Origin of the sequence: Pseudomonas fluorescens (assembly GCF_001307275.1) — a bacterium.
GTDB classification, from domain to species: domain Bacteria; phylum Pseudomonadota; class Gammaproteobacteria; order Pseudomonadales; family Pseudomonadaceae; genus Aquipseudomonas; species Aquipseudomonas fluorescens_AA.
Genome location: NZ_CP012831.1, coordinates 6,466,854 through 6,478,966, shown reverse-complemented (window position 1 = coordinate 6,478,966; position 12,113 = coordinate 6,466,854). Strand labels below are relative to the sequence as shown.

Below are 12,113 nucleotides of genomic sequence, written 5' to 3'. Positions count from 1 at the left end.
GTCGGCAACCTCCAACCGAAGGGTGAATGCCCTGTCCCGGGCTTTCCGGGCAGGGCGCTCGCCCTGAATCCTGCCCATCTGTATGTCCTGTCTGGCCGCCGTTGGGGCTTGTCCCTGCTTCCCATGACAGACATCACCTACCGAATGCTCTAATTTTTTTTGGCCTGTAAGGCAGCGGTTCGCAAACCGCCACCTTCGGTTGAACGTGACGATTATCCATCGCTTTGGCTCATGCGCCGAGGTCGGCCCCTCCGCCGTCCAGGCGCTGCGCCGTACCTGAAAAACACATTTTTATCGTCAACCACTCCGAATTAGAAAAGCAGGTTCTTCGATGCAATTCAGCGAATTGATGGCAGCTCTTTCCCAGCATCCGATCCGTCTGCAACAAGATGGCGACAACCTCGTGATCCTAGGCGACGACGAAAGAATGGACCACGCGCTATGGGAGAGCCTTACCGTCCATAAGCAGGAACTGCTCGACCTGGTGGAGAGAAATGGTGGCGACTGGCTGAGTCCGGCATTCCGGATCACGCCGGACATGCTGCCCCTGGCTGACCTGACGCAGGAAGAGATCGACCGGATTGTCGATACGGTGCCCGGCGGCGCGGGCAATGTGCAGGACATCTACCCGCTGGCACCGTTGCAGGAAGGCATTCTTTACCATCACCTGGCGGCGGAGCAGGGCGACCCCTACGTGCTGCAATCCTTGTTCGGTGCCGATCGCAGGACACGCCTGGACGACTTTGCCCAGGCGTTGCAGGGCGTCATCGATCGCCATGACATTCTGCGTACCTCGGTGGTTTGGGAGGGACTGGACGAGCCGGTGCAAGTGGTCTGGCACGAGGCCACGCTGGCGTTGGAGGAAGTCGTGCTTGACCCGGCCGCCGGTGATGCCGTGTGGCAACTGCAACAGCGTTTCGACACCCGCCATCATCGTCTGGATGTGGGGCAGGCGCCGCTGATGCGGCTGATTTGCGCGCAGGATCGTGACAACGACCGTTGGGTGGCGATCCTGCTGTTCCACCACATGGCGATAGACCATACGGCACTGGAACTGGTGCAGGGTGAAATGCAAGCGTTCCTGCTTGGGCAGGCCCACCAATTGCCCGACCCCGTGCCTTATCGCAACTACGTGGCACAAGTCCGCCTGGGTGTGGGCGGTGATTCCCATGAAGGGTTTTTCCGCGAAATGCTGGCCGATGTCGATGAGCCGACCTTGCCACTGGGTTTTGCCGAGGTACCTGAGGGCCAGTCGGTGATCGAGGAAGCCCATTTGCCGATCGATGCCTCGTTGAGCCGTCGCTTGCGGGCACAGGCCCGCCAATTGGGTGTCAGCGCCGCCAGTCTGCATCACTTGGCCTGGGCGAGGGTGGTGGGCGGTCTCTCGGGCAAACAGGACGTGGTGTTCGGCACAGTACTGATGGGGCGGATGCAGGGCGGCGACGGCGCCGACCGCGCCCTGGGCATGTTCATCAACACGCTGCCGCTGCGCGTGAAACTGGCCGGGCACGGTGCGCGCGAAGGCGTAAAAAATACCCATGCAAGCCTGACGGCGTTGCTCGGTCACGAGCATGCCTCGTTGGCCTTGGCCCAACGTTGCAGCGGCGTGGCTGCACCCGCTCCGCTGTTCGGTGCCTTGCTCAACTATCGGCATAGCAGCACAGCCCAAGCACTTTCGTCCCAGACCCTTGAAGCATGGGAAGGTTTGCATGCGCTGGGAGGCGCAGAGGGCACGAACTATCCGTTGACCTTGTCGGTGGATGATTTGGGCGAAGGCTTCAGTCTCAGCGTATTGGCCCTGGCCGGAATGGGCGCTCAGCGCATTGCTGGGTACATGCGTCAGGCATTGGAGAATCTGGTCTGGATGCTCGAGCAGCAGCCAGACATGCCCTTGCAGCGATTGTCGATCCTGCCGGCCTCGGAACGTGAGCAACTGTTGGTGACATTTAATGCCACCGAGGCCGACTATCCGCGGCAGCAGACGGTTCATGGGTTGTTCGAAGAGCAAGTCCAGCGTACGCCGGATGCCGTGGCGGTGATCCGTGGCGAGCAGCGCCTGAGCTACCGCGAGTTGAATGAGCGGGCCAACCGCCAGGCCCATTACCTGCGCAAACAGGGCGTAGAGCCCGATTCGCGGGTGGCGATTTGCGTCGAACGCAGTATCGACATGGTTGTTGGGTTGCTGGCGATTCTCAAGGCTGGCGGCGGTTATGTGCCGTTGGATCCGGCGTATCCGCTGGACCGCATCGCCTACATGCTGGAAGACAGTGCGCCGGCGGCGGTGTTGACCCAGACGGCGACCCTTGAATTGCTGGCCGCAGCCTCGATGCCGGTGATCAATCTCGAAAGCGGCGATTGGCAGGACGAGTCCGTCCAGAATCCCGAGGTCACTGAGCTGACGTCCTCGCACCTGGCCTATGTCATCTACACCTCGGGTTCGACCGGTCTGCCTAAAGGCGTGATGATCGAACACCGCAACACGGTGAACTTCCTGACCTGGGCCCATCGCTCATTTGACGCTCAAACCCTGTCAAAAACCCTGTTCTCGACGTCGCTGAACTTCGACCTGGCCGTCTACGAGTGCTTCGCGCCGCTGACCTCGGGCGGCAGCATCGAAGTGGTCACTAATGTGCTGGAACTGCAGCAGGGCGAGCACGACATCACGTTGATCAACACCGTGCCGTCGGCGCTCAAGGCCTTGCTGGAATCGGGTGGGCTGGGCGAGGGCGTCGATACGGTCAACGTCGCCGGTGAAGCGCTCAAGCGCAGCCTGGTTGAAACCTTGTTCGAACAGACCCAGGTCAAGCGCCTGTGCAACCTCTACGGCCCTTCGGAAACCACGACCTATTCAAGTTGGGTGTCGATGGCTCGCGAAGACGGGTTTGCCGCACATATCGGCAAACCGGTGGCGAACACCCAGTTCTATCTGCTGGACGAGCACAAACAACCTGTGCCGCTGGGCGTGCCGGGCGAAATCTACATCGGTGGTGCTGGGGTCGCTCGCGGTTATCTGAACCGTGATGACCTGACGGCCGAGCGCTTCCTGAAAGATCCATTCAGCACGGCTCCAAACGCCCGCATGTACCGCACGGGCGACCTGGGCCGGTATCTGCCGGATGGGAACATCGAGTACCTGGGCCGTAACGATGACCAGGTGAAGATCCGCGGTTTCCGCATCGAGTTGGGCGAGATCGAAGCCAAGCTCTCGCAACACGATGCGCTGAAAGAAGCCGTGGTCGTGGCCCGTGAAGACGTGCCGGGCGACAAGCGCCTGGTGGCCTATTTCACCCAGCATTCGCCAGTAGATATCGAAACCCTGCGCACGCACCTGCAAGCGCAGTTGCCGGCCTACATGGTGCCGGTCGCCTACGTGCGCCTGGAGGCACTGCCACTGACACCGAACGGCAAGCTCGACCGCAAGGCGCTGCCGGCGCCGGATCTGGATGCCGTCATCACCCGTGGCTACGAAGCCCCGCAAGGTGAAACCGAAACCACCCTGGCGCAGATCTGGCAGGACTTGCTCAAGGTCGAACGCGTGGGCCGGCACGACCATTTCTTCGAACTGGGGGGGCATTCCCTACTGGCGGTCACGCTGATCGAGCGCATGCGCCAGGCCGGCTTGAGCGCCGACGTGCGCGTACTGTTCGGCCAACCCACCCTGGCCGCGCTGGCGGCCGCTGTCGGCAGCGGGAAGGAGATCAGCGTTCCGGCGAACCTGATTGCGCTGGACTGCGAACGCATCACCCCCGAGCTGCTGCCGCTGGCCAACCTGTCCCAGACGACCATCGACCGTCTCGTGGCGACAGTGCCGGGCGGTGTGCGCAACGTGCAGGATATCTACCCGTTGGCGCCGCTGCAGGAAGGCATTCTTTACCACCACCTGGCCGCGGAGCAGGGCGACCCGTACGTGCTCCAGTCACAGTTCGCCTTCGACAACCGTGAGCACCTGGATGCCTTCATCGGGGCGCTGCAGGTGGTGATCGATCGCCACGACATCTTGCGCACCAGTATTGTATGGGAAGGTCTGGACGAGCCCATGCAAGTGGTCCGTCGTGAGGCCAGGCTGCACCTCGAAACGCTCGATCTTGACCCGGTCGCTGGCGATGTCGCAGAGCAACTGCGCCAACGTTTCGACTCGCGGCATTACCGCCTGGACATCGCTCAGGCACCACTGATGCGCTTGGCTTATGGACGGGACGAGGCCAATCATCGGCTGGTCGCGACATTGTTGTTCCATCACCTCGCCCTGGACCATACGGCGCTGGAAGTGGTGCAACACGAGATGCAAGCGTACCTGTTGGGTGAAGCTGGGCAACTGGCCGAAGCGGTGCCCTATCGCAATTACGTGGCACAGGCACGGCTGGGTGTGAATCGCGAAGAGCATGAAGCGTTTTTCCGCGACATGCTCGGCGACATCGATGAGCCGACGCTGCCATTCAATTTGCAGGATGTGCAGGCTGGCGGACACGATATCGAAGAGGCCCACCAGGCGTTGGATGACGCCTTGGACCAGCGCCTGCGGGCCCAGGCGCGTCAACTGGGGGTGAGTGCCGCCAGCCTGGTGCACTTGGCGTGGGCGCAAGTGCTGGCCAAGGTCTCCGGCAAGCAGGAGGTGGTGTTCGGTACGGTGCTGATGGGCCGGATGCAGGGCGGCGAGGGCGCCGATCGGGCGCTGGGGATGTTCATCAATACCCTGCCGCTTCGCGTGACCCTGGGCGAGCAAGGCGTCAAGGCTGGCGTCAAGGCTGTCCATGGGCAACTGACTGCCTTGCTGGGGCACGAACATGCCTCGCTGGCGCTGGCCCAACGTTGCAGTGGCGTGGCGGCACCGTTGCCGTTGTTCAGTGCCTTGCTCAACTACCGCCATGCCGCCACGACGACGTCGAACGAAGTATCGTCGGCCTGGAGCGGTATGCAGGCGCTGGGTGGTGAAGAACGGACCAACTACCCGCTGACATTGAACGTCGATGACCTGGGTACCGGTTTCAACCTGACGGTGCTGGTCGGGCAGGAGATTGGCGCCCAACGGATTTGCGCTTATATGCACGCAGCGTTGCAAACGCTCGTGCTGGCGCTGGAACAGACGCCACAGGCGGCACTGCATCGTCTGTCGATCTTGCCCGCAGCGGAAATCGAGCAATTGCTGGTGACGTTCAACGCCACCGAGGCGGATTATCCGCAGCAGCAGACGATTCATGGCCTGTTCGAAGAACAGGTCCAGCGTACGCCGGAGGCCGTCGCGGTCATCCGTGGCGAGCAACGCCTGAGCTATGGGGAACTGAACGAGCGGGCCAACCGCCTGGCCCACTACCTGCGCAAGCAGGGGGTGAAGCCCGATTCGCGGGTGGCGATCTGCGTCGAACGCGGTATCGACATGGTCGTGGGGCTGCTGGCGATCCTGAAGGCAGGGGGCGGTTATGTGCCGTTGGATCCGGCGTACCCGCTGGATCGCATTGCCTACATGCTGGAAGACAGCGCCCCGGCGGCGGTGTTGGCCCAGGACGCTACAGTCGGCTTGTTGAGCGATGCCTCGATGGCAGTGATCAATCTCGACAGCGGCGATTGGCAGGACGAATCCGTCCAGAATCCCGAGGTCACTGAGCTGACGTCCTCGCACCTGGCTTATGTCATCTACACCTCCGGTTCGACCGGTCTGCCCAAGGGCGTGATGATCGAACACCGCAATACGGTGAACTTCCTGACCTGGGCCCATCGCTCGTTCGATTCGCAGACCTTGGCGAAAACCCTGTTCTCGACGTCGCTGAACTTCGACCTGGCGGTCTACGAGTGCTTCGCGCCGCTGACCTCGGGCGGCAGCATCGAAGTGGTCACTAATGTGCTGGAACTGCAACAGGGCGAGCACGACATCACCCTGATCAACACCGTGCCGTCGGCGCTCAAGGCCTTGCTGGAGTCCGGTGGGCTAGGCGAGGGCGTCGACACGGTGAACGTGGCCGGTGAAGCGCTCAAGCGCAGCCTGGTTGAAACCTTGTTCGAACAGACCCAGGTCAAGCGCCTGTGCAACCTCTACGGCCCTTCGGAAACCACGACCTACTCAAGCTGGGTGTCGATGGCCCGCGAAGACGGGTTTGCCGCACATATCGGCAAACCGGTGGCGAACACTCAGTTCTATCTGCTGGACGAGCACAAACAACCCGTGCCGCTGGGCGTGCCGGGTGAAATCTACATCGGTGGTGCCGGGGTCGCTCGCGGTTATCTCAACCGTGATGACCTGACGGCCGAGCGTTTCCTGAAAGATCCATTCAGCACGGCTCCAAACGCCCGTATGTACAAAACCGGTGACCTGGGCCGCTACCTGCCGGACGGGAACATCGAGTACCTGGGCCGCAATGACGACCAGGTGAAGATCCGTGGTTTCCGCATCGAACTGGGCGAGATCGAAGCCAAGCTCGCCCAGGCTCCAAACATCAAGGAAACCGTGGTCTTGGCCCGGGAAGACGTGCCGGGCGACAAACGCCTGGTCGCCTATTTCACCCAGCATTCGCCAGTAGACATTGAAGCCCTGCGCACGCACCTGCAGGCGCAACTGCCGGCTTATATGGTGCCGGTGGCTTATGTGCGCCTGGAGGCCTTGCCACTGACGCCGAACGGCAAGCTCGACCGCAAGGCCCTGCCGGCACCGGATCTGGATGCCGTCATCACCCGTGGCTACGAAGCCCCGCAAGGCGAGGTCGAGATCAGCCTGGCCCAGATCTGGCAGGACTTGCTCAAGGTCGAACGTGTGGGGCGGCATGACCATTTCTTCGAGCTGGGTGGACACTCGCTGTTGGCCGTCAGCCTGATTGGCCGGATGCGCCAGCTCGGTTTGTCGGCGGACGTGCGGGTGCTGTTCAGCCAGCCAACGCTCGCGGCGCTGGCCGCCGCAGTCGGCAGTGGTGGCGAGGTTGTGGTGCCGGACAACGGCATCCTGCTGGGGTGCACCCGGATCACGCCGTCGATGCTGCCCTTGGTGGCGTTGGATCAGCAGGACATCGATCGTCTTGTGGAGACGGTGCCCGGTGGTGCGCGCAACGTGCAGGACATCTACCCGTTGGCGCCGTTGCAGGAAGGTATTCTTTATCACCACATCGCTGCGCACACGGGGGATCCCTATGTGTTGCAGGCCACGTTCACCGTCGCGGATCGCGAGCGGCTGGAGGCGTTTGCCCAGGCCCTGCAGGGCGTCATCGATCGCCACGACATCCTGCGCACCTCGGTGGTCTGGGAAGGCCTGGACGAGCCGGTGCAGGTGGTCTGGCGCAAAGCGCAACTGGCGGTGGAAGAGCTTGTGCTGAGTGCGGAGGCGGGCGATATCGCCGGGCAGTTGCGCGAGCGCTTCGACACGCTGCATTACCGCCTGGACATGCAGCAGGCGCCGCTGATGCGCATTGCATTCGCCCACGACCCGGCCAATCAACGCTGGGTGGCGATGTTGTTGTTCCATCACATGGTCCTCGACCACACGGCGCTGGAAGTGGTGCAACACGAGATGCAGGCGCACCTGCTGGGCCAGGCCGACCAGTTGGGCCAAGCCGTGCCGTTCCGCAATTACGTGGCCCAGGCCCGCTTGGGCGTGAGCCGTGAGGAGCACGAAGGGTTTTTCCGCGACATGTTGAGTGATGTCGACGAGCCGACATTGCCGTTTGGCTTGCTGGACGTACGTGGCGATGGCAGCGATATCGAAGAGGCCGGACTGAGCCTGCCTGCCGACCTGAGCCGCCGTCTGCGGGCCCAGGCCCGTCAGTTGGGCGTGAGCGCCGCGAGCCTGCATCACCTGGCGTGGGCGCAAGTGCTGGGGCAGGTGTCCGGCAAGCAGGACGTTGTGTTTGGCACCGTGCTGATGGGGCGGATGCAGGGCGGCGACGGCGCTGAGCATGCACTGGGCATGTTCATCAATACCTTGCCATTGCGGGTGGGCGTCGGCGCCCAAGGTGTGCGTGACGGCGTAAAAGCCACCCACGCTCGCCTGACCGGCCTGCTGGGGCACGAGCACGCCTCGCTGGCGTTGGCCCAGCGTTGCAGCGGCGTGGTCGCGCCGATGCCGCTGTTCAATGCCTTGCTCAATTATCGACACAGTGCCGCAGGCGTTGCCTCAAACGAAGCCTTGGTGGCCTGGGACGGTATTCAACTGCTGAGCAACGAAGAGCGTACCAACTACCCGCTGACCTTGTCGGTGGATGACCTGGGCGAAGCTTTCCACTTGTCGGCGCTGGCAGTGCCGCAGGTCGGTGCGCAGCGGATATGTGCCTACATGAACATTGCCCTGGAGCATCTGGTCGAAGCGCTGGAACAGGCTCCGCAGACGCCGTTGCACAGCCTGTCGATCCTGCCGCCGGCCGAGCGTCGGCAATTGCTGGTGGACTTCAACGCCACCACCCGTAGCTATCCCCAGGACAGGACCGTCCATGGCCTGTTCGAGGCACGGGCCAAGGAGCTTCCGGAGGCAACCGCGGTCGTGCACAACGGCCACAGCCTGACGTACGCCGAGTTGAATCGCAGGGCCAATTGCTTGACCCGTCATTTGATTGGCCTGGGGGTGCAACCGGGTGATCGCGTGGCGATTCTGCTGGAACGCTCAGTCGGGCTGCTGGTCAGCCAATTGGCGATCCTCAAGTGCGCCGCGGTCTACGTGCCGCTGGACGTCAGCGCACCGCTCGAACGTCAGGATTTCATGGTGCGTGACAGCGGTGCCCGGACGCTCCTGACCCTGAGCGCGATGGCGGTGCCTGAGGGGATTGCCCGTGTGGATCTGGATAGCGTGGTCCTGGAGACCGAGGCGGACCATGACCTGCGGCTGATCCAAAGCACCGAATCGGTGGCCTACATCATGTACACCTCCGGCTCCACCGGCACCCCGAAAGGCGTGCTGGTGCCACACCGGGCGATCAACCGACTGGTGATCAACAACGGCTACGCCGAGTTCAACGCCCAGGACCGGGTGGCCTTTGCCTCCAACCCGGCCTTCGACGCCAGCACCCTCGACGTCTGGGCACCGTTGCTCAACGGCGGTTGTGTGGTGGTGGTCGACCAGGACGTGCTGCTGACACAGGAACGTTTTGCGGCGCTGCTGCAAGAGCAATCGGTCAGCGTGCTGTGGATGACCGCCGGCCTGTTCCATCAATACGCCGCGGGGCTGATGTCGGTGTTCGCCCAATTGCGCTACCTGATCGTCGGTGGCGATGTGCTCGACCCGGCGGTGATCGGCCGAGTCCTGAAGGAAGGCGCGCCGCAACACCTGCTCAACGGTTATGGCCCGACCGAAGCCACCACGTTTACCACCACCCATGAGATCAAGAGCGTGGGCGAGGGCGGTATCCCGATCGGTCGTCCGATCGGCAACACCCGTGTCTATGTGCTGGATGCCAATCGTCAGCCAGTGCCCATTGGCGTGGCCGGCGAGCTGTACATCGGTGGCGATGGCGTGGCGAAAGGGTACTTGAATCGTCCCGAGCTGAGCGCCGAGAAGTTCGTCGCCGACCCGTTCAATGCCGATCCCGGTGCCTTGCTCTACCGCACTGGCGACCTGGCGCGCTGGCGCGCGGACGGCGCGGTGGATTACCTGGGGCGTAACGACGACCAGGTGAAGATCCGTGGTTTCCGTATCGAACTGGGCGAGATCGAAGCCCGCTTGGGCGAATGCCCAGGCGTGAAAGACGCGGTCGTGCTGGCGCGACAAGACGATGCCGGTCCCAAGCGCCTGGTGGGTTATGTGATCCCTGAGCCGGGCGTGACCTTGTCGGTACATGCCTTGCGCGAGCAATTGTCGAGTGTGCTGGCCGACTACATGCTGCCCAGCGCGTTCGTGGTACTGCCAGCCTTCCCGCTGACCGCCAACGGCAAACTGGATCGTCGTGAACTCCCGGCGCCGGATGCCGAGGCCTATGCCTCTCGTGAATATGAAGCGCCGCTGGGCAAGGTGGAACAGACCCTGGCGCAAATCTGGGCGGACGTGCTGAAGGTCGAGCAGGTGGGGCGCCACGATCACTTCTTCGAACTCGGCGGGCACTCGTTGCTGGCGGTCACGCTGATCGAACGCATGCGCCAGGCCGGCTTGAGCGCCGACGTGCGCGTGCTGTTCAGCCAACCGACCCTGGCCGCACTGGCCGCGGCGATTGGCAGCGGCAGGGAAGTCAGCGTTCCGCCGAACCTGATTCCTTTGCACTGCGAACACATCACCCCGGACTTGTTGCCCTTGATCAACCTGTCCCAGGACGCCATCGACCGTCTCGTCGCCACCGTTCCCGGTGGTGCGCGCAACGTGCAGGACATCTACCCACTGGCACCGTTGCAGGAAGGGATTCTTTACCATCACCTGGCCGCCGAGCAGGGCGACCCCTATGTGTTGCAATCGCAATTCGCCTTCGACAACCGTGAACGCCTCGATGCCTTCATCGGGGCGCTGCAGATGGTGATTGATCGTCACGACATCTTGCGCACCAGTGTGCTCTGGGAAGGGCTGGATGAGCCGGTGCAAGTGGTTTGGCGCCAGGTGCTGCTTGAATCACAGTGCATTGTGCCGGACGCCACGGCTGGCGACGTTGCCACGCAACTGGCCAACCGCTTCGATGCGCGGCACTATCGCCTGGACCTGGGCCGGGCACCGTTGTTGCAGCTGGCTTATGCGCGGGACGAGGCCCAGGACCGCTGGGTCGCGATCCTGTTGTTCCATCACATGGCGCTGGACCACACCGCCCTGGACGTGATGCAACATGAAATGCAAATGCATTTGCTGGGGCAGGGCGAGCAGTTGGGCGCCGCGATGCCGTATCGCAACTATGTGGCCCAGGCCCGCCTGGGGACGAGCGAACAGGAGCACGAAACGTTTTTCCGCGAGATGCTCGGCGATATCGACGAGCCGACGTTGCCTTTTGGCTTGCAGGACGTGCAGGGTGAGGGGCATGGCATCGATGAGGATCGCCAGCCTGTCGATCTTGCGCTGTCCAGGCGCCTGCGGGTGCAGGCACGCCACCTGGGGGTGAGTGCTGCCAGCCTGGTGCACCTGGCCTGGGCACAGGTGCTGGGCAAGGTATCGGGCAAGCAGGAGGTGGTGTTCGGTACAGTCCTGTTGGGCCGGATGCAGGGCGGCGACGGGGCCGACCGTGCCCTGGGGATGTTCATCAACACCTTGCCGTTGCGGGTGGATGTGGGCACCCAGGACGTGCGCAGCGGCGTCAAGGCCACTCACGGGCGCTTGACCGCCTTGCTCGGCCACGAACATGCCTCGCTGGCACTGGCGCAACGTTGCAGTGGTGTGGTGGCGCCGACGCCGCTGTTCAGCGCCTTGCTCAACTACCGCCACAGCGCGGTCCAGGTGACCCAGGACGCTCTGTCGGCCTGGAGCGGGATCAACGCACTGGGCGGTGATGAGCGGACCAATTATCCCTTGACCCTCAACGTGGATGACCTGGGTGACGGGTTCTTCCTCACGGTGATGGTCGATACGGCCATTGGTGCGCAGCGTATTTGCGGTTATATGCAGGTGGCTCTGGAAAACCTGGTCATGGCCCTGGAGCAGGCACCGCAAACCCCGCTCCACGCCTTGGCGATCCTGCCATCGGCCGAGCGCCGGCAATTGCTCGAAACCTGGAACACGACCGACGTCACCTATGCCGACGATGCCCTGATCCATCGGCAATTCGAGGGCTGGGCCGCATCTCAACCCGACACCGTGGCCGTTGTGCATGAAGAGCAGGCACTGACCTACGGCGAGCTCAATGCCCGCGCCAACCAACTGGCCCACAGCCTCGTGGCCCTGGGTGTTCGTCCGGATGATCGGGTCGCCATCTGTGTCGAGCGCGGCCTGGACATGATCATTGGCCTGCTGGGCATCCTCAAAGCCGGCGCGGGGTATGTGCCGCTGGACCCGACTTATCCACCCGAGCGCATCGCCTACATGCTGCATGACAGCAGCCCCGTGGCGGTGGTGACCCAGTCGCAATGGCGCGACAGCCTGCCGGTATTGCCGGTGCCCACTCTGGTGCTTGACCCGACCGATGCCGGCGAAATGAACCAGCAGCCGCGGCACAATCCCGATGTGGCGGACCTGAATGCCAGCCACCTGGCCTACGTGATCTACACCTCCGGCTCCACCGGCCTGCCCAAGGGCGTGATGG

Annotated in this window: 1 protein-coding gene (only partly in view); it reads left to right on the top strand. The window is 63.0% G+C overall.

Going from position 1 to position 12,113, the window contains the following annotated elements; genetic code table 11:
• The first annotated feature begins 373 nt into the window (after nt 1-373).
• A protein-coding gene (locus AO356_RS28235) for a non-ribosomal peptide synthase/polyketide synthase (protein WP_420480624.1) crosses the window boundary here: on the top strand, nt 374-12,113 show its 5' end (the start). It continues 19,142 nt past the right edge of the window; only the first 11,740 of its 30,882 coding nucleotides appear in the window; the start codon lies at nt 374-376; its stop codon lies off the right edge, out of view.